Source organism: Amycolatopsis sp. NPDC088138 (assembly GCF_044741685.1).
Taxonomy (GTDB): domain Bacteria; phylum Actinomycetota; class Actinomycetes; order Mycobacteriales; family Pseudonocardiaceae; genus Amycolatopsis.
On record NZ_JBIUTB010000004.1, the window covers coordinates 795,431 to 812,285 of the forward strand.

18 protein-coding genes are annotated in these 16,855 nt (G+C 70.9%); 3 read left to right on the forward strand and 15 right to left on the reverse strand.

Features of this window, described 5'->3' with window-relative positions; genetic code table 11:
- Window positions 1-9 precede the first annotated feature (9 nt).
- The gene (locus tag ACIOD2_RS24415) at window positions 10-798 is read left to right on the forward strand and encodes an arginase family protein (protein WP_400542094.1); all 789 of its coding nucleotides are present in this window, start codon (window positions 10-12) and stop codon (window positions 796-798) included.
- Here the strand turns inward: ACIOD2_RS24415 and ACIOD2_RS24420 are convergent.
- Together ACIOD2_RS24420 and ACIOD2_RS24425 are read right to left on the reverse strand one after the other, a co-directional pair.
- Complete coding sequence (locus ACIOD2_RS24420; protein WP_400542097.1) at window positions 786-1,148, reverse strand: GntR family transcriptional regulator; 363 nt, start codon at window positions 1,146-1,148, stop codon at window positions 786-788. The two genes, ACIOD2_RS24415 and ACIOD2_RS24420, sit on opposite strands and share 13 nt — an antisense overlap.
- Window positions 1,145-1,843: a hypothetical protein gene (locus ACIOD2_RS24425; protein ID WP_400542100.1), complete on the reverse strand. Its 699-nt coding sequence runs from the start codon at window positions 1,841-1,843 to the stop codon at window positions 1,145-1,147. Before ACIOD2_RS24425 ends, ACIOD2_RS24420 begins: the two co-directional genes overlap by 4 nt.
- Before the next feature lie 295 nt (window positions 1,844-2,138).
- Between ACIOD2_RS24425 and ACIOD2_RS24430 the strand changes: the two genes are divergently transcribed.
- Window positions 2,139-3,416, forward strand: a complete 1,278-nt coding sequence (locus tag ACIOD2_RS24430) for a PucR family transcriptional regulator (protein ID WP_400542103.1) — start codon at window positions 2,139-2,141, stop codon at window positions 3,414-3,416.
- Window positions 3,417-3,446: 30 nt separating this feature from the next.
- On the opposite strand, the gene ACIOD2_RS24435 is transcribed toward ACIOD2_RS24430, so the two are convergent.
- The 3 genes from ACIOD2_RS24435 to ACIOD2_RS24445 all read right to left on the reverse strand — a co-directional run bounded on the left by ACIOD2_RS24435 (window position 3,447) and on the right by ACIOD2_RS24445 (window position 6,147).
- Window positions 3,447-4,013, reverse strand: a complete 567-nt coding sequence (locus tag ACIOD2_RS24435) for a hypothetical protein (RefSeq protein WP_400542106.1) — start codon at window positions 4,011-4,013, stop codon at window positions 3,447-3,449.
- Between the two features lie 9 nt (window positions 4,014-4,022).
- Window positions 4,023-5,429 (reverse strand): DUF6801 domain-containing protein, encoded by a 1,407-nt coding sequence (locus ACIOD2_RS24440; RefSeq protein ID WP_400542109.1) that lies wholly within the window; start codon window positions 5,427-5,429, stop codon window positions 4,023-4,025.
- A gap of 79 nt (window positions 5,430-5,508) precedes the next feature.
- Window positions 5,509-6,147, reverse strand: coding sequence for a DUF6801 domain-containing protein (locus ACIOD2_RS24445; RefSeq protein WP_400542112.1), 639 nt, complete (start codon window positions 6,145-6,147; stop codon window positions 5,509-5,511).
- A 439-nt stretch (window positions 6,148-6,586) separates the two neighbouring features.
- Between ACIOD2_RS24445 and ACIOD2_RS24450 the strand changes: the two genes are divergently transcribed.
- Window positions 6,587-7,459, forward strand: coding sequence for an RCC1 domain-containing protein (locus ACIOD2_RS24450; protein WP_400542115.1), 873 nt, complete (start codon window positions 6,587-6,589; stop codon window positions 7,457-7,459).
- Between the two features lie 45 nt (window positions 7,460-7,504).
- Here the strand turns inward: ACIOD2_RS24450 and ACIOD2_RS24455 are convergent, their stop codons facing one another.
- The 10 genes from ACIOD2_RS24455 to ACIOD2_RS24500 all read right to left on the reverse strand — a co-directional run bounded on the left by ACIOD2_RS24455 (window position 7,505) and on the right by ACIOD2_RS24500 (window position 16,855).
- Entirely contained in the window at window positions 7,505-8,149 is a 645-nt protein-coding gene (locus ACIOD2_RS24455; RefSeq protein WP_400542118.1) for a hypothetical protein, read from the reverse strand.
- A gap of 80 nt (window positions 8,150-8,229) precedes the next feature.
- Window positions 8,230-8,943 carry a hypothetical protein gene (locus ACIOD2_RS24460; protein ID WP_400542121.1) on the reverse strand — a complete coding sequence of 238 codons (714 nt, stop codon included), beginning with the start codon at window positions 8,941-8,943 and terminating at the stop codon, window positions 8,230-8,232.
- Complete coding sequence (locus ACIOD2_RS24465) at window positions 8,943-9,434, reverse strand: hypothetical protein (RefSeq protein WP_400543224.1); 492 nt, start codon at window positions 9,432-9,434, stop codon at window positions 8,943-8,945. Before ACIOD2_RS24465 ends, ACIOD2_RS24460 begins: the two co-directional genes overlap by 1 nt.
- Window positions 9,431-10,639, reverse strand: a complete 1,209-nt coding sequence (locus ACIOD2_RS24470) for an MlaD family protein (protein ID WP_400542124.1) — start codon at window positions 10,637-10,639, stop codon at window positions 9,431-9,433. The genes ACIOD2_RS24465 and ACIOD2_RS24470 overlap by 4 nt, the downstream gene beginning before the upstream one ends.
- Entirely contained in the window at window positions 10,639-11,718 is a 1,080-nt protein-coding gene (locus ACIOD2_RS24475) for an MCE family protein (protein WP_400542127.1), read from the reverse strand. The genes ACIOD2_RS24470 and ACIOD2_RS24475 overlap by 1 nt, the downstream gene beginning before the upstream one ends.
- On the reverse strand, window positions 11,715-12,746 hold the full coding sequence (locus ACIOD2_RS24480; RefSeq protein ID WP_400542130.1) for an MCE family protein: 1,032 nt from the start codon (window positions 12,744-12,746) through the stop codon (window positions 11,715-11,717). Before ACIOD2_RS24480 ends, ACIOD2_RS24475 begins: the two co-directional genes overlap by 4 nt.
- Window positions 12,743-13,735: an MCE family protein gene (locus ACIOD2_RS24485; RefSeq protein WP_400542133.1), complete on the reverse strand. Its 993-nt coding sequence runs from the start codon at window positions 13,733-13,735 to the stop codon at window positions 12,743-12,745. Before ACIOD2_RS24485 ends, ACIOD2_RS24480 begins: the two co-directional genes overlap by 4 nt.
- Window positions 13,732-14,736, reverse strand: a complete 1,005-nt coding sequence (locus ACIOD2_RS24490; RefSeq protein WP_400542136.1) for an MCE family protein — start codon at window positions 14,734-14,736, stop codon at window positions 13,732-13,734. Before ACIOD2_RS24490 ends, ACIOD2_RS24485 begins: the two co-directional genes overlap by 4 nt.
- Complete coding sequence (locus ACIOD2_RS24495) at window positions 14,733-16,007, reverse strand: MCE family protein (RefSeq protein ID WP_400542139.1); 1,275 nt, start codon at window positions 16,005-16,007, stop codon at window positions 14,733-14,735. Before ACIOD2_RS24495 ends, ACIOD2_RS24490 begins: the two co-directional genes overlap by 4 nt.
- Window positions 16,004-16,855, reverse strand: coding sequence for an MlaE family ABC transporter permease (locus tag ACIOD2_RS24500; protein ID WP_400542142.1), 852 nt, complete (start codon window positions 16,853-16,855; stop codon window positions 16,004-16,006). The genes ACIOD2_RS24495 and ACIOD2_RS24500 overlap by 4 nt, the downstream gene beginning before the upstream one ends.

Below are 16,855 nucleotides of genomic sequence, written 5' to 3' on the forward strand. Positions count from 1 at the left end.
CATCGCCGGATGCTGATCAACGCCGTACCGCAGAGGCAGGGCGCGGCAGGTCCCCGTGCGGGAGAGCTGCCGGACGGGTGTGTGGCGCTCGCGGAGCTGGCCGGGCACGTGCTCGGCCGGCCCGTGCACCACATTCCGCAGAGCCAGGAACTGTCCGAAGTGGACGGCGGGATCGCCAACCGCGCGGTGCTGACCGGCCCGAACCGCGCGGCCCAGCTGGCCGCACTGGAGGCACCGGGCGGCCCGGTACTGACGATCGGCGGTGACTGCGGCGTCGAGCTGGTCCCGATCGGCGTGGCCCGCTTCCGGTACGGGCCGGGCCTGGGGGTCGCGTGGTTCGACGCCCACGCGGACCTCAACACCGCGTCGACGTCCCCCTCGGGCGCGTTCCACGGGATGGTGCTGCGCTCGCTGTTCGGCGAGGGCGACCCGGAGTTCGCGGCGGCCCCGCCATTGGAGCCGGGGCGCGCGGTCCTGGTGGGCACGCGCGTGTTCGACCCGGCCGAGCGTGAGGTGATCGACCGAGGCCTGGCCGTCACGTCGCCCGATGCCTTGGCGGGCGCGGAAAAGCTGTACGTCCACGTGGACCTCGACGTCCTGGACCCGGCGGAGTTCGGCGGCCTCAATTACCCGGAACCGGACGGCTGGACGATCGCGCGGCTGGTGTCGTCCCTGGACGCGCTGGCGGCCTACGACGTCGTGGGCGCGGGCATCACGGAGTGCGTGGGCACCCCGCGCGAGGTGGAAGTCCTGGAACCGGTGCTGGCCGCGGTCGGGCGGCTGCTTCAGTCACCGTAGGCCTTGCGGACGGCGTCGAGGGCGATGTCGAGGTTCGCGCCGAGGTCGCGGGCCCGGGTGGCGTACTCGGTGGCCGCGGCCAGGAGCAGCACCGCGGGGTCCGGGCGGTCCGCGGGGATCGTGACGACCGTGCCGCGGGCGCGGGCCGTCAGCACCCAGCCCGCCGTCTCCAGCTCGCGGTAGGCCCGGGCGACCGTGCCCGAGGCCAGGCCGAGGTCGCGGGCCAGCTGGCGGATCGGCGGCAGGCGCGTCCCGTCCGGGAGCGCGCCCGCCGTGATCGCGAGGACGATCTGGTCGTGCACCTGCCGCCAGGGCGCCAGGCCGTTCTCGGTGTCGACGACGATCTTCACGCGAGAGCCGGGAGCCTCTTCAGCGGGGCGGTGACGGCCAGGAACGCGACGATGCCGGCCACGGCGACCAGGAACGACCCGAGGTTGCCCGCCGCCCAGCCGATCGCCGTGCAGGTGGCGATGCCCAGCCCGATCGCGACGCGCGCGCTGCGGCAGCGCAGGGCCAGGTCCGCGCGCGGCTCGCCGGTCGCCGGGCGCCGCACGGCCAGCAGGGTGATCGCCCAGCAGACGACCGTCGTGCCCGCGACCACCGCCAGCAGCTTCCACTGCGGGATCAGGGCCAGGTGCACGATCGCGGACACCGACGCCACGCCGCTGAGCACCAGGGCCCAGACGGGGACGACGTCCCGCAGCGTCCGCCGGGCGAGGACGGCTTCCCGCTGCGGCCCGCGCGCGGGCCGCTGGGCCAGCAGCTCGGCGATCAGGCCGCCGAGCAGCAGGGTGCCGAAGACCGTGGCGCCGTCGTTGTCGCCGCCGAACAGCAGCGGGAGCGCCAGGTAGAGCCACGGGTACCAGAACCGGCGCCGCTTGAGGTACCGGACGGCCAGCGCGACCTCGGCGGCGTCCGGGTCCGGCACGCCCCAGCGCACGAGCAGGCGGGCCCCGCGCTTGTCGTTCGGCCAGAGGAGCATCAGGATGACCAGGCCGAGCAGGCCCATGAAGATCCCGACCACGAGCACGTTGTCCCACGCCATGTCGTACCTCCCGCTTGTATCAACCACACGATACAAGCGGCCGCGGCCGGGTGCGCGCCGGGCCGGAGATTCGTCCGTTCGTACGTACATTCGTGCGCACCCGGCGGGGTACTTGTCAGCGTTTCGCATGCCGCCCTCGTGAACTTGTCACGAAGATGACAAGAAATCGGTTTCCCTCCGAAGGTGTGACACGTTCAGGGCTAGTTTTTCGATGTGTCCGGTGTCACCCCGCACCAGGCGCGGGGTGCTCGGCCGCGCGTCAGCGGGGCCTCTGGGGCGGAGCAAAGGAGCTGCGATGTCGGTGGAGCGCGGATTCGAACACCCTGCGCAGCCCGCCGCACTGCCCCGCAAGCTCGCCGACATCCTCCGTCCCGAGCTGGCCAGCCTCGCCGCCGAGATCGTCGACGAGATCCGCGCGACCATCCCGGCCTACGCCCGCCCGCTCGACGGGCCCTACGGCAAGTCGATCCGCGCCGGCGTCGAGTACGCGATCACGCTGTTCGTCGCGCAGATCGCCGACCCGACGGTGTCGAAGGAGCAGTCCCACGACGTCCACCACCGCCTCGGGCAGAACGAGATGCGCGAAGGCCGCAGCCTCGACACGCTCCAGTCGGCCTACCGGGTCGGCGCGCGGGTGTCGTGGCGGCGGATCATGCGCGTCGGACGGCGGAGCGGGCTCTCTTCGGCGGTGATGTCCCAGCTGGCCGACGCGATGCTGGCGTTCATGGACGAGCTGGCCTCCGTCGCCCTCGACGGCTACCTGGAGGCGAAGGCCCGGACGGCGGGAGCGCTCGACACCTGGCGCCGCAAGCTGCTGCACCTGATCCTCGAGACGCCCCCGGCCTCGCCCAAGGCGATCGCCGAGCTGGCCCAGCTGATCGGCTGGAGCGTGCCGACCGAAGCGACCCCGGTGGCCGTCTGCCCCGCCGACGGCGTCGCCCCGGCCCGCCGCCACGCGGGCCTGGACGCCGACGTCCTCGCCGAGCTCGACACCCCCGACCCGAAACTGGTGGTCCCCGGCCAGCTGGGCGGCGCCCGCCTGGCGACGCTGCAGGTGGCCCTCCCGGACTGCCGGCTCTCGATCGGCCCGTGCGTCCCGCTCGCCTCGGTCGCCGATTCCCTGCGCTGGGCCCGGAACGCGCTGCAGCTCGCCGAACGCGGCGTCCTGGTGCCCCGCCCGGTGCTGCGCGCCGAAGAGCACCTGGCGACGCTGCTGGTCAACTCCGACACGGGCCTGGTCGGCACGCTGCGGCACCGCCTGTTCGCCCCGCTGGCCGACATGACGGGCAAGCAGCAGGAGCGGCTGCTGGAGACGCTGCGCGCGTGGCTGGACAGCCAGGGCAACGTGGTCGAGATCGCGGAACGCCTGGGCGTCCACCCCCAGACGGTCCGCTACCGCATGCGCCAGCTGCAGGCGACCTTCGGCGAAAGCCTCCGCGACCCGGGCGCGCGCTTCGAAATGGAGTTGGCGTTGCGCGCAGGGGCAGCGCCGCTGCCGTTGCGGTACCCGGTGAGCGACCTGCTGCCGGTTCCACGGGCGGGGAGTGTTCGTCCACAGTGGACGTCGAGCTAGGGGTTCGTCCGCTGAAGCGGCGAACTCGGTTCAGCTGATCGTGATGCTGGGCTGGAACGACGGGTTCTGCGCCGGGCTGGTGACTTTCAGCGTGCAGTTCGACGCCCAGGGGACCCACGTTCCGGTGGACGCCTTGTGGAACTCGAGGCTTTCGGTGATGAGCGGGCCCATCGCGAACCCGACCGCGAACGCCGCGCCGGCCGTGAACACCTGCGGTGAGCCGGTCATCGCGACGGTCGTGAACGGCTGGGCGGGGAAGCTGCCCGCGATCGTGCCGGACGCCGGGGTCGCGCCCGACACGGTGAACGTCGCGGCGAGCGAGCCGCGCACCTGGTCGTAGCCGGCCGCGTTCAGCAGCGCGCGCACCGCGGCGGTGTAGGTCTGGGTGGCGGACGGCGTGACGGTGAACGGCTGCCCGGCGTGGGGCTCGGTCACGGCCAGGTGGGCCGTCACCGTCGTCGGTTGCGGCGACAGCCCGGGGAACGTGCAGCTGTAGGTCAGCGGGCTCGAACTCGTGGTGATCGTCGCCGCGTTCGCCGTGCCCGCCGCCAGTCCGGTGACGAGCAGTGCCGCCGCGACGGCCGTGCCGATCCTCATGCGTCCCCCTCAGTTCGTTTTCTTGACCGCCTTCTTCGCCGCCGCCGAGCCCTCCGGCGGCCCGTTGGAGCCGTCCGGGCACTGGGTGTCGTCGGGCTCGGTGCACACGATCAGGTTGTAGGTGTCGACGAAGGCCTGGTTGCCCGGGCCGGAGCTCATCCCGTTCAACAACGGGGCCAGATCCTGGCCACCGGCGGTGCAGCCGGTGAACTCCGGGAGCTCGAAACCCTTGTCCTCGTCCGTCCGGATGTGGCCGACCCCGAACGCTTCGTACGGGCCGTTCAGGCTGAGTTCCACCGCCTTCTTGGTCACGCAGTCCGGCCCGACGTCGAGCGGGACGCCGTTGACCTTCGCGTTGCTCAAGCGGGCCATCACCTGCAGCGTCGTGTCCAGGTACGTCTGGTCGTCCGCGTGGGTGGTGATGTTGCCGGCGATCTCGATGACCTTGCTGTCGCGGTAGTCGACCGGCAGGAACTCGACCGTCGCGGTCACCGGCACGAAACCGAAGCCGAGGAACGTCGTGGTCGCCGGGTTGAACGTGGTCGAGCCGGTGACCCGGGAGTCGCCGGTGACCAGGTTGAGGATGAACAGCCCGTTGAACAGGAACGCGGGGTCGCTGGTGACGGTCGCGCCGAGCTTCTTGACCGTCGACTTCGCCAGGATGGTGACCAGGCTCAGCGGCACGCCGAACTCGTCCTCGGTCGGCGGATCACCCGGGGCGGGACCGTCGGCGAGCGCCTCCTGCTGCTTGTCCTTCGTCCCCGGCGTCACCGGCGGGAGGACCAGCACCTTGCCCAGCGCCGTCTCCTGCTCGGGATCCACGGTGCAGGCGATCTTCGGGGCCGGCTCGGTGGTTATGACGCCGGGCGCCGGGACGGCCGCCAGCGAGAGCGTCGGCGCGGTGACGTCGAAGGTGACGGCGCCGACGGTGTTCAGCGCGATCTCCGGCACGGCGCCGGTGGCGGCCAGGGTGACGTCGCCGGTTTCCGGCAGCGGGGTGGCCGGCACGGTGAGGGGGACCGGGACCTTGTCCGCGCGGTCGCCCTGGTGCACGGCGAGGTCAACGTCCACGCCGCCCTGCAGCGACCCGGTGGTGGCGCCGGCCGGCAGGAGAGAGAGCGCGACGTCGCGGGGGAGCGTGAGCTTCGTGGTGAATTCGCGGATCGTCGCCGACGTCCCGGTCTTCGCCTGCGCCGGCAGCGTCGCCGACGTCTCGGCGGTGATCTTGCGCGCGCCGAGCGGATCGGCGAAGGGGCAGGTCACCGAGACCGACGCCTTGGCGTCCGTGTCCGGCGGGACCGCGGGCGCGGGGGCGGCCGAGCCGACCCCCGTCAATGCGCCGTTCACCGCGGACAGCAGGCCGACGGCCGCCAGCGCGGAAACGGTGAGGGTGCGGGGCCGGACTCGACGTGGCATCGGGTTCCTCGGGTGGTTCGGGAGCGGGCGGGAGGTCCCGGTGCGGGCCCGTCGAGGGGGCCCGCACCGGGACGTCCGGTCAGGAGACGGTGATGCTCGGGCTGAACGCGGTGTTCTGCGCCGGGCTCGTCACCTTGAGGGTGCAGCTCATCGCCCACGGCGTCCAGGCACCGGTGGACTTCTTGTGGAACTCCAGCGCCGCCGAGATCGAGCTCGTCAGCGACAGGGTCGAGCTGCCCGCGGCGGACGGCGCCGTCCAGTTCGGGATGCTCGACGTCGCGACCTGCCCGATGTTCACCGTGATCGCCCCGCCGGTCGGGTAGATCGTCTCCGGGATGTTCAGCCCGGTCGCCGCCGGCTGCGACAGCGTGCCCGAGGACGCCGAGACCGGCACGGACGCCGTTCCACGGAGGCCGTCGTAGCCGACCGCGGTGAGCAGCGCGTGGACGGTGGCCGTGATCGTGGCGGTGCCACCCACGTTGCTGGGGGTGACGGTGGTGCCGTGCGCGACGACGTCGGGGGCGTCGAGGTGCGCGACGACCGCGACCGGCTGCGGCGAGATGCCGGGGAAGGTGCAGTTGTACGTGACGGGCGTCGTGCCGCCGGCGGTGTAGGTGACCGTCGCGGCGGACGCGACACCGGCGGTCAGGACCGCGATGGCGCCGATCGCGGTCGCGGTGGTGGCGATACCGGCGGACAGCCTGCTGAGTCGGGACATACCTGTCATCTCCTTTGATTCAGTTCAGTCTCGGCTTTGGCTGATCGATTGCTCGCCGCCGTGCCCCCATCGCGTTCACCGACCCCATTGCCCCGGGTGGCGGGACGCGATTCACCGGCGTGCGAGGTGGAGGTCCATCTGCCGAAATCGAGGCTACTCGCCAGTTCAGTACGGAACAAGACTTCGTGCTTGCGCGGGTGAGGCACCGCGTGGGTGTATCGATTTCTTGTGCTCGCCGGCGCAGGAGCGACCGTGGATTTGGCGGATTTTGACAAAGAGCGGCCGCGACGGCGAACCGCTGTGCCGAACGGTCTACCATTTGTGATCTTGCCGAAGCAATCCCGGATAACGAAACCGGAGAAATGAGGCTACCGTGCCGGGTACTTCCCGTTGTGTACGGCTATCGCTCAGAGGGACCGCATTCGCGGCGTCGGCGGTTATGGCGGTGTCGCTGTGCGCGGTGCCCGCGCACGCGGACACGGCGGGCGGCGTGATCGCCTGGGGCAAGCCGGACTACGACGTCACCATCCCGCCGCCGGACGCGCTGGCCGGCGTCACCGCCGTGTCGGCGGGCAGCACGACCGCACTGGCCCTGAAGGGCGGCGCGGTCCTCGCGTGGGGCGCGAACAACTGGGGCGCCAACCAGATCCCCGCCGCGGCGACGTCCGGGGTGACCCAGATCGCGTCGGGCTGGGGCCACGAACTGGCCCTCAAGGGCGGCAAGGTCGTGGCCTGGGGGAACAACTGGTACGGCCAGACCACCCTGCCCGCCTCGGTGAGCAGCGGCGTCGTCGCGATCTCGACGTCCAACATGCACAGCCTGGCCCTCAAGCAGGGCGGGCAGGTGGTGAGCTGGGGGACGCGGACCGACGTGCCGGCCACCGCGCAGTCGGGCGTCACCGCGATTTCCGCCGGGGGTGACCACAACCTGGTCATCAAGAACGGCGGGGTCCTGGCCTGGGGGAGCAACACCTACGGCCAGGCGACGGTGCCCGCCGGGCTCACGTCCGGCGTCACGTCGGTGTCCGCCGGTTTCTACCACAGCCTGGCCCTCAAGGACGGCCGTGTTTACGCCTGGGGCCGCGACAACTTCCACCAGGCGGAGGTGCCGCCGGAGGCGCTGTCGGACGTGGTGGGCGTCGACGCCGGGTTCAACCACAACGTCGCCGTCAAGTCCGACGGCACGGTCGTGACCTGGGGTTCGAACCTCGTCGGTGAGACGTTCTTCCCGTGGTGCGGGCCGGTGTACGCGGTTTCCGCCGGCGACAACGACAGTTTCGCGCTGAAGGAAGACCCGAACGCGGCCTGCTGAGCCCGGCGGGGTGGCGGGCCGGACGGCCCGCCACCCGTGGTCGGCTCAGGTGGCGTCGCTGGCCAGGTCGAGCGAAATCGTGTTGCCCGGCCCGGAGATCAGGGCGCCGAGCGCGATGTCGGCGATGAAGCAGTTGTTGAACTCCGGGATCGTGTAGGTGCCGGTCACGGTGATCGCGGGCGCGGTGATGTCGATGTCCTGCGCGCCCAGCGTCAGGTCGAGCGGGGTCTTCGTCTTGCAGCTGCCCGGCACGGTCGGCAGCGGGATGACCGGCACGATCGGGCCGGCCCAGATGTCGTAGATCTCCATGTTGGCCTTGGCCTTGGTGACCAGGTTGCCGTCGGCGATCGTGCCGGTGGCCGGGCCGAGCGGCGTGACCTTCACCTTCGCCTTGATCCGGAAGATCCCCGACAGCAGGGAGATGTCGGCCTGCGCGGGCGGCAGCACTAGGTCGGCGCTGAGGCCGACGGACCCGGTCTGGTCGTCGATCAGCAGGTTGCCCTTGAGGGAGCCCGGGCCGAGCTTCATCGCGCTGCCGGTCTTCTTGACCGTGGTGGAGCCGGTGACCTTGTAGGACACCGGGATGGGAATGACGTCGGCCGACGCGGGTGTCACGGCGACCCCGGTCAGCACGACGGCCGCCGCCGACGTGAGCACAGCCAGTCTCTTCAGCTGCGTTGCCACGGACATAGTTGTTCTCCCTTGCGATTTTCCCGGCCGGTTCCGGACGCTTCCGGAACCGGTGAAGTGCGCTATTCGGTGGAACGGCGTCAGCGCGGTTCGAGTTCGGTGACGACCCAGCCGTCGCCGGTGTGTTCCGCGGTCACGGAAAGCTGAGCCGCGGCACTGTCGGTCGCATTGTTGTCAGCCCGGACGGCTGATTGATCGAGAAAGACGAGTAACCGCGCGTGACCATTTCGCAGATCCTGCACGGCGATCGCCGAAACGCGAGAGGTGAGCACCAGTTTCTGCTGCGGCGCTTTCTCGCGGACCTGGGCGAAGAGCTTGTCGTAGGAATCCTTCGCGGAGCCGCGCAGCACGGCCGCGGCGGCCTTCTCGGTGACGTCGGTCTTGTCGTAGGAATAGGAGAAGATCCGGTTCATGGCGAGGGTGACGGCCGAGGTGACGTCGGCGGTCGCCCCGACATCGGTGAGGGCGAGGTTGTCGGCAGCGGGGTTCGACGAGGCCGACCGCGCCTCGAGGGTGAACCAGACGCCGGCGCCGGCGAGCAGGACGGCGGCGGCGAGCAGGAGCGCCGGGAGCCGCAACCAGGCGGGACGCGGCTTCGAAGCGGCACTTTCACGTGAAAGTGCCGCTTCGGCGGAGTCCGCTTCGTCCGCATCAGCTGCCTCGGGGGAGCCATCGGCGTCGGTCTCGTCGGTCTCGGTCTTGACGGCGTCGGCCTCGGCCTCGGCTTCGGGCTCGGCGACGAGTTCGCGCTCGTCGGCTTCTTCCACCGTCGTGATCTCTTCCGTGCGGCTCATCACGCACCCACCGGCAGCTGGTCGAGGGCGCTGAGCTTCCAGCCCTCCGGAGTCCGCGTCAGCGCCGCCGCGAAGCGGTTGCGCTTCACCGCCGGGGCCGTTCCCTGCTTCGCCATCGTGATCTCCACCGAGGCCAGGAGCTTCGCCGTGCCCGCGTGCTCGTCCAGCTCGCTCAGCGCCGCGTCCAGGACGCGGCCGGTCGCCACCGTGGCGTTCGCCGCGAGGGTCTTCTTCGTCGTGTCGTCCGTGTGGGCGAGCTGGTCGTGCAGCGGGCCCGTCGACGCCGCGAGCCAGCGGCCCAGGCCGCCGTCGACGTCGTGGTAGTCCAGGCTGCTCAGCTCCGCCACCAGCGTCCGGCCGCTCGCCAGCGCGTCGTCGCGTGCGGCCCCGTACGTCAGGGCCGGCTCGTGCGAAGCCGAATACCACGCGTAGCCCGAGCCGCCCGCGAACACCGCGGCGGCCGCCGCCAGCACCACCGGCAGGTACTTCATCGCAGCCACAGCATCTCCTCGAGGCTCGTCGACGTCGCCTGCGTGCCCAGCCCGAGCGGGCCGGTCAGCCCGCCCGGCAGCGCCGCCGCCGGCACGGGCGGGTGCGGCGCGTTCTGCGTGCCGCGCACCGAGCTCTCGTTCCCGTACGGCAGCGTGCACGCCGCGTCGGTGTGGAACGGCAGCGGTGTGACGTCGGTGCTCGGCCGGTGCGGCGTGCCCTCGTACCCCTGCCGGCACGGCGGCGGGTCGTCGAAGTTCAGCACCAGCCCCATCCGCAGCTGGTCACCGGCGGGGTTCAGCGCCGAACCCACGGCCGCCACCGCCTTCGGCGTGTTGACCAGCAGCTGCTGCTCGGCGTCCGTGCGGGTGGCGAACACCCGGGACGTCGTCAGCAGGTTGGCCAGCAGGATCGGCAGTCCGGGGTCGTTTTCCTTCAGCAGCGAGGAAAGCTCCGTCGCCGCGGGCGGCGCGGTCGCGATCAGCCGCCGCAGGTCGCCGTCGGAGCTGGCCAGCTGGTGGGCGAACACCTTGGCGTTGCTGCTGAACGAGCGCCACTCGGCCGCGGAGTCGACCTGGGTGCGCAGCACCGTCGCGCCGTCGCCGATCAGCTTCGACGTCTGCGGCAGGTGGGTGCTCGCCTCCTGGGTGAACGTCGTCGCCGAGTCCATCAGCGTCTGCAGGTCCGGGCCCGCGCCGCGCAGGGCGTCGTCGAGCTCGTCCACCACCGTGCGCAGGTCCTGCGTCGGCACGGACGCGGTGAAGGAGTCCAGGTCCGTCAGCAGGTTGTTCACCGGCAGCGGCAGCGTCGTCGACTCGCGCTGGATGATCGAGCCACCGGCTAGGTAGGGCGCGTCCGACGTGCGCGGCTGCAGGTCGACGTACTGCTCGCCGACCGCGGACCGGTTCGCCACCACGGCCTGGGAGTTCTCCGGGATGGGCGGGGCGCCGTCGTCGATCAGCAGGTCGGCCTCGGTGCCGGTGGTGGTGAGCCGCAGCTCGCCGACCCGCCCGACGGCGACGCCGCGGTAGGTCACCTCGCCGTTGGTGAACAGGCCGCCGCCTTCGGCGAGCTCCAGCTTGACCGTGTAGCTGCCGGAGCCGAACAGCCGGCCGAGGCCCGCGTAGTTCGCACCCACAAAAGCCGTGGTGGCCAACGCGATGACGACGAACAGGACCACCTGGATCCGCACTCTGCGCGTCAGCATCAGCGGCCTCCGGAGACGCGGGCGTTGTCGCTGCCCAGCGGGAGCGGCGGGAGGCCGGGCGGGACACCCTCGCCGGGCGGGGGCAGCGGCACGCCGGGCGCGGGGATCATCGACGTGTAGACGTTGATGTAGTCACCCTTCACCGCGGGGAGCACCGAGTCCGGGAAGGGGAACGTCGGCAGCATCTGCAGCGACTTCGGCAGGTCGTCCCCGGCCTTCGCCAGCTGCCCCAGGATCGGCGCGAGCGCCCGCAGGTCGGCGACCAGGTCGTCGCGGCTGCGGTCGACGACGTCGGTGGCGACCGTCGAAAGCCGGTCGAGCGACTGCAGCATCGACACGAGCTGCGTGCGCTGGTCGGTCAGCGACTGCAGGCCCGGCGTCAGGTCGGTCAGCGCGCCGGACACCTGCTCGTGCCGGTTGGCCAGCGTCGCGGACAGGCGGTTGAGCCCGTCGAGCGCCTCGGTGATGTCCGAGCGGTGCGCGTCCAGGTCGGTCATCAGGGTGTTCACCCCGCCGAGGAACGAGCGGATCTGCTCCTCGTTGCCGTCCATCACCTTCGACAGCTCGCGGTTGATCGTCTGCAGCTGCCCGATCCCGCCGCCGTTGAGCAGCAGTGACAGCGCGCCGAAGATCTCCTCGAACTCGGGGTTGCGGTTGGTGCGGTCCAGGGTGATCGTGGCGCCGTTCGTGAGCCGCGGGCCGCTCTGCGCGGCCGGGGTGTCGTCCGGCGGCGCCAGCTCGACGAACTTCTCGCCGAGCAGGCTGGACTGGCGCAGCCGCGCGACCGCGTTGGCGGGCAGCGCGACGTCGCCGTTGACCTCCAGCACGGTCTCGGCCGTCCAGCCGTCGGTGCCGAGCCGGATCTCCCGGACCCGCCCGACCGGGACGTCACCGACCTTCACCGCGGCCTGCGGCACCAGGTCGAGGACGTCGGCGAACTGCACGGTGACGTCGTACGGGTGGTCGCCGACGTCGGCGCCACCGGGCAGCGGCAGGTCGTAGACGCCCTTGAACTCACCCGACGAGCAGCCGGTGAGCAGCAGGCAGCCGACGGCCGCGGCGGCGAGGGCGCGCTTCATCGCCCACCTCCGCTGGTGTAGACGTCCCCAGTCACCGGTAGCGGAAGGTCCTGGTAGTAGTCGAGGTTCGCCCGGCCCATCAGCCGTCCGGTGTCCGGATCGACGGCGTTGAGCACGTTCGTCACCGCGAGCGGGATGGCGTCGAGCGTCCCGGCCAGCGACGCGCGCTGGTCGACGAGGGTCTGCGTGGTCGTCACCAGGTTGTCCACGTTGGCCTTGAGCGCCTCGCGGTTGTCCCGGATGAACGCCTGGACGTCGCCGAGCGCGCGGCCGAGGCCTTCGAGGGCCTGGGCGAGCTCGCCGCTGTTGGCGGCCAGCGTGTCCGAGACCTGGGACAGCTGCTGGTTGACGCTGCTGACCTGCTGGTCGTTGGTGGACAGCATGGTCGTGAACTGCTGCAGCTCGTCGACGGTGCCGAACAGGTCACCCGAGTTGCCGGCCAGGGTCCGGGCCAGCTGCGCGAAGTTCTTGACGCTGTCGTTGAACGCCTGCCCGTTGCCCTGCAGGTTCTCCGCGCCGGTCTTGAGCAGGTCCGACAGCGCGCCCTGGGAGTTCGCGCCGTTCGGGCCGAGGGCCTTGGTCAGCGAGTCGAGGCTGGCGTAGAGCTGGTCGAGCTCCACCGGGGTCGCCGTGCGCTGCACCGGGATCGACGCGCCGTCCGGCAGCCGCGGCCCGCCGCGGGCCGGCTTGGCGAACTGGACGTAGCGGTCGGCGACGACGCTGGGCGCGATCACCAGGACCGTGGTGTCCTGGGCGACGCCGACCGAGCCGTCGACGCTCATGTCGACCTGCACCTGCTCGCCGCGCGGGGTGACGGTGTCGACCTGGCCGATCCGGACGCCCAGCACGCGGACGTCGGAGCCGGGGTAGACGCCGACCGCGCGGGAGAAGAACGCCGTGACGTGGTGCTGGCCGCTGCCGGAGAACACCCACCACAGCGCGGCCGTCACGACGAGCGCGAGCAGCAGGGCGGCGGCGATGAACCGGCTGGTCAGGACCCCGGCCCTGGTGGTGGTCAGCGCGCTCACTTGGTCCCTCCCGGGTTCTTCGGCGGGACGCACGGGTCGTGGTTCTCGGGCAGCAGGCCGCAGAGGTAGGCGTCGATCCAGTGGCCGTTGCCGGTCGTGTTGGTGACGACGCGGAAGTACGGCCCGGCCAGTGCCAAGCCCTTGGTCAGGTTGTCGTTCTGCCGCTTGAGCAGGTCCGTCACCTGCTGCAGCGCCTGCAGCGCCGGCTTGAGCTGCGCGGTGTTGTCCTGCACCAGCCCGCTGAGCTGGTCGGCCAGCCGCGCGGACCCGGTGAGCAGGTCGTGGATCGCGTCGCGGCGCCGGTTCAGCTCGGTGAGCAGCAGGTTGCCGTCGTCGATCAGCTTCTCGAAGTCGTCGTTCGAGTTCGCCAGGGTCGTGGTCAGCGTCCGGGCGTTGGCCAGCAGCTCCGAGATCTGGCTGTCGCGGCTCGACACCGTCTTCGACAGCTGGGACAGGCCGTCGAGCGCGCTGCGGACGTGCTCGGGGGAGTTGCGGAAGGTGTCCGACAGCGTGGTGAAGCTGTTGGCGAGCTGCTTGGTGTCGATCGAGCCGACGGTGTTCGCCAGGCCGTTGAAGGCGTCCGTGACGTCGTAGGGCGTGACGGTCCGGGTCCGCGGGATCGCCTGGTCCGGGTTCTGCACGGCGTCGCCGCTCGGGTCCAGCGCGAGGAACTTGCGGCCCAGCAACGTCTTGATCTTGATCTGGACGGACGTGCGGTCGCCGACCCAGGCGTCCTTGACCCGGAAGTGGACCAGGACGTGGTCGTCGGACAGGGCGACGTCGCGCACCTCGCCGACCTTGATGCCGGCGATCCGGACCTCGTCGTCCGCCTGCAGGCCCGCGGCCTCGGAGAACTCGGCCGCGTAGGTGGTGCCGCCGCCGACGATCGGCAGGTTGTCGTAGTTGAACGTGACGGTCAGCAGCGCGGCCAGCGCGACGCTGCCGAGCACCCCGAGCACGAGCGGGTTGCGCTCCTTGAAGGACTTCACGACTCACACCTCGGCGTCGGGACGTACACACCGCGTGGGGGCGTGGTTTCCAGGGTGGCGCGGCAGAGGAAGAAGTTCATCCACGTGCCGTAGGAGGCGACCCGGCCGATCTCGTTGAACTTGACCGGCAGGTTGGTCAGGAAACTGTCCACATCGGACTGGTTCTCGCCGAGGTTCGCCGCGACACCCTGCAGGCCCGCGATGCTGTCCTTCAGCGGCGGCCGGGCCTGCTCGAACAGCCCGGCGGTGGACTGCGTCAGGTCGCCGATGCCGCTGATGGCGTCGCCGATCGCGGCGCGGTCGCCGGCCAGCCCGGACACCAGCTGCCGCAGCGTGGACACCAGGTTCGCGAGCGCGTCACCCTTGCCGTTGACGGTTTTCAGGACCGTGTTGAGGTTCCCGATCACCTCGCCGATCACCTTGTCGCGCCCGGCGAGCGTGGTGGTCAGCGAGCCGGTGTGGGCGAGCAGGCTCTCGACGGTGCCGCCTTCACCCTGCAGCACCTGGACGATCTCGCCGGACAGCTCGTTGACGTCGTTGGGCGAGAGGGCCTGGAACAGCGGCTTGAACCCGTTGAACAGGTCGGTGAGGTCGAGGGCTGGTGTCGTGCGGTCCAGCGGGATCTCGCCGCCTTCGGGCAGCTGGTCCCGCGTCCCCGTGGTACCGCGCTCGAGCGCGATGTAGCGCTGCCCGACCATGTTGCGGTACTTGATGACCGCGTGGACGTCGGCGGGCAGCCGGCGGCCGCTGTCGAGGGAGAACCCGACCCGCGCCCGGTTGTGGTCGCTGATGTCGAGGGACTCGACCTGGCCGACGCGGACACCGGAGATGCGCACGTCGTCGCCGACGTTGAGCGACGTCGCGTCGAGGAACTTCGCCGAGTACGGCTTCGAGTCGCCGAGGCCGGAGTTGGTGATGGAGATGGCCAGCAACGTCGTGGCGAGCGCCGTGACGACGATGAAGATGAGGCTCTTGATCAGCGGGGAGGCGATGTTCCTCATTTGAGCTTCACCTCCGTGCCGCGGTAGAGCGGGCCGACGAGCACGCTGCTCCAGCCGGGGACCTGCGCGGTCGGCACGCCGATCGACGGCGCGACCAGCGTGGCCAGCAGCTGCTGTTCCTGCGGCGAGTTCGCGACACCGAGGTCACCCTCGCCGCCGGGCAGCAGCGGGTGGCCGGCGGCGCCCGGGGTGGCCGCGGCGGTACCGGTGGTCGGGGCGACGCCGGAGGGGTAACAGCGGGGCTCGCCGCCGTCGGTGAACCGCGGGTCGTCCTGGCCGGGCAGGTACTTGCCGCTGTTCGCGGTCACCGCGACGTCGGCGTGCAGGCCCGGTTCGTTCGTGCCCGCGCCGAGCACCTTGTCCATGGATCCCCTCAGAGCGTTCAGCGAAGCGAGGGTGCACGCGAAGCTGGGGGAGTACTTCGCGGCGATCTCCAGCGGCGCGCGGCTGTCGGCGGCCAGTGAGATCAGGTTGTCGTGGTTGTTCTGCAGGAACGTCGTGATCTCCTGCGACGACGACGTCACCTGCTGGTACACCCCGGCCAGGTCCGCCTGCTTCTCCTTGACCGTGTTGAGCGTGACGGCGGAGTCGGTCAGCGCGTCGAGCAGGTCGGGCGCGATGTCGCCGTACACCTGGGAAACCGTGGCCAGGTCCCGGATGTCCGAGGTGAGCTGCGGCAGGTTGGGGTTGAACTCCTTGAGGTAGTTCGCGGCCGTGTCGATCGTCTGGCCGAGCTGTTCGCCGCGGCCCTGCAACGCGGTCGAGACGGCGGTGAGCGTCGTCGCGAGCTTCTGCGGCTGGACGGCCTTGAGCAGCGGCAGCAGGTTGTCGAAGACCCGTTCCAGCTCGATCGCGTTGGCCGAGCGGTCCTGCGCGATGACGTCGCCGGCCGCCAGGTGCGGGGCCCGGTCGCCGTCCGGGATGGACAGCTGGACGTACCGCTCGCCGAACAACGTCTTCGGCACCAGCAGCGCGGAGACGTCCTTGGGCAGCATGCCGACCTTGCCCGGTTCGAGAGCAAGCGCTATCTCCGCGCCTTCCGGCGTCGCCTTGACGTCGCGGATCTCGCCGACCAGCACCCCGCGGGCCTTGACCTGGCCGCCGGGGGAGAGCTGGTTGCCGATGCGGCTCGCCTTCAGCGTCACCGGCACCGTGGTGACGAAGTCCTTGTCGTAGACCTTGATGGAGAGCGTCACGAGCACGCCCATCACGACCAGGAACAGCACCCCGGCGGTGCGGACCCCGGCCTTCCGGCGGGTTTCCCGTCTCATCCGGCCACCTGCACGGTGGTCGTCGCGCCCCAGATCGCCAGCGACAGGAAGAAGTCGAGCACGCTGATCGCGACGATCGCGGTGCGCACCGCGCGGCCCACGGCCACGCCGACGCCGGCCGGGCCGCCGCTCGCGCGGAAGCCGTAGTAACAGTGCGCCAGGACCACGACGACGCTGAACACCAGGACCTTCCCGAAGGACCACAGGACGTCGCCGGGTGGCAGGAACAGCAGGAAGTAGTGGTCGTAGGTGCCCGCGGACTGGCCGAAGAACCACACGGTGATCTGCCGCGACGCGAGGTAGCTCGAGAGCAGGCCGATCGCGTAGAGCGGGATGACGGCGAGGAAACCGGCGATCACCCGGGTCGTCACCAGGTACGGGACGCTCGGGATGCCCATGACCTCGAGCGCGTCGATCTCCTCGGAGATCCGCATCGCGCCCAGCTGCGCGGTGAACCCGCAGCCGACGGTGGCGCTCAGCGCGAGGCCGGAGACGAGCGGCGCGATCTCGCGGGTGTTGAAGTACGCCGAGACGAACCCGGCGAACGCCGACGTGCCGACCTGGTTGAGCGCGGAGTAGCCCTGCAGCCCGACGACCGTGCCGGTGGCGACCGTCATCCCGATCATCACGCCGATCGTGCCGCCGATGACGGCGAGCGCGCCGCTGCCGAAGCTGACCTCGGCCAGCAGCCGGACGACTTCGCGCAGGTAGCGGCGCAGCGCGCGCGGGATCCAGGCGATAGCGCGCAGGAAGAACAGGATCTGGTCGCCGAGGGTGTCGAGGAACCCGAACCACCGGTCGACGGCTTCGCGCACCCGCGCGCTCTTGGGGACTTCCGTGGTGGTCAC

Bases quoted from the DNA above. Each gene is read 5' to 3' on its own strand.
- ACIOD2_RS24470 (WP_400542124.1), bottom strand. From the start codon at position 10,639: ATGCTGACGCGCAGAGTGCGGATCCAGGTGGTCCTGTTCGTCGTCATC.
- ACIOD2_RS24425 (WP_400542100.1), bottom strand. From the start codon at position 1,843: ATGGCGTGGGACAACGTGCTCGTGGTCGGGATCTTCATGGGCCTGCTC.
- ACIOD2_RS24460 (WP_400542121.1), bottom strand. From the start codon at position 8,943: ATGAGCCGCACGGAAGAGATCACGACGGTGGAAGAAGCCGACGAGCGC.
- ACIOD2_RS24495 (WP_400542139.1), bottom strand. From the start codon at position 16,007: ATGAGACGGGAAACCCGCCGGAAGGCCGGGGTCCGCACCGCCGGGGTG.
- ACIOD2_RS24430 (WP_400542103.1), top strand. From the start codon at position 2,139: ATGTCGGTGGAGCGCGGATTCGAACACCCTGCGCAGCCCGCCGCACTG.
- ACIOD2_RS24435 (WP_400542106.1), bottom strand. From the start codon at position 4,013: ATGAGGATCGGCACGGCCGTCGCGGCGGCACTGCTCGTCACCGGACTG.
- ACIOD2_RS24445 (WP_400542112.1), bottom strand. From the start codon at position 6,147: ATGTCCCGACTCAGCAGGCTGTCCGCCGGTATCGCCACCACCGCGACC.
- ACIOD2_RS24450 (WP_400542115.1), top strand. From the start codon at position 6,587: ATGGCGGTGTCGCTGTGCGCGGTGCCCGCGCACGCGGACACGGCGGGC.
- ACIOD2_RS24455 (WP_400542118.1), bottom strand. From the start codon at position 8,149: ATGTCCGTGGCAACGCAGCTGAAGAGACTGGCTGTGCTCACGTCGGCG.
- ACIOD2_RS24415 (WP_400542094.1), top strand. From the start codon at position 10: ATGCTGATCAACGCCGTACCGCAGAGGCAGGGCGCGGCAGGTCCCCGT.
- ACIOD2_RS24475 (WP_400542127.1), bottom strand. From the start codon at position 11,718: ATGAAGCGCGCCCTCGCCGCCGCGGCCGTCGGCTGCCTGCTGCTCACC.
- ACIOD2_RS24440 (WP_400542109.1), bottom strand. From the start codon at position 5,429: ATGCCACGTCGAGTCCGGCCCCGCACCCTCACCGTTTCCGCGCTGGCG.
- ACIOD2_RS24465 (WP_400543224.1), bottom strand. From the start codon at position 9,434: ATGAAGTACCTGCCGGTGGTGCTGGCGGCGGCCGCCGCGGTGTTCGCG.
- ACIOD2_RS24490 (WP_400542136.1), bottom strand. From the start codon at position 14,736: ATGAGGAACATCGCCTCCCCGCTGATCAAGAGCCTCATCTTCATCGTC.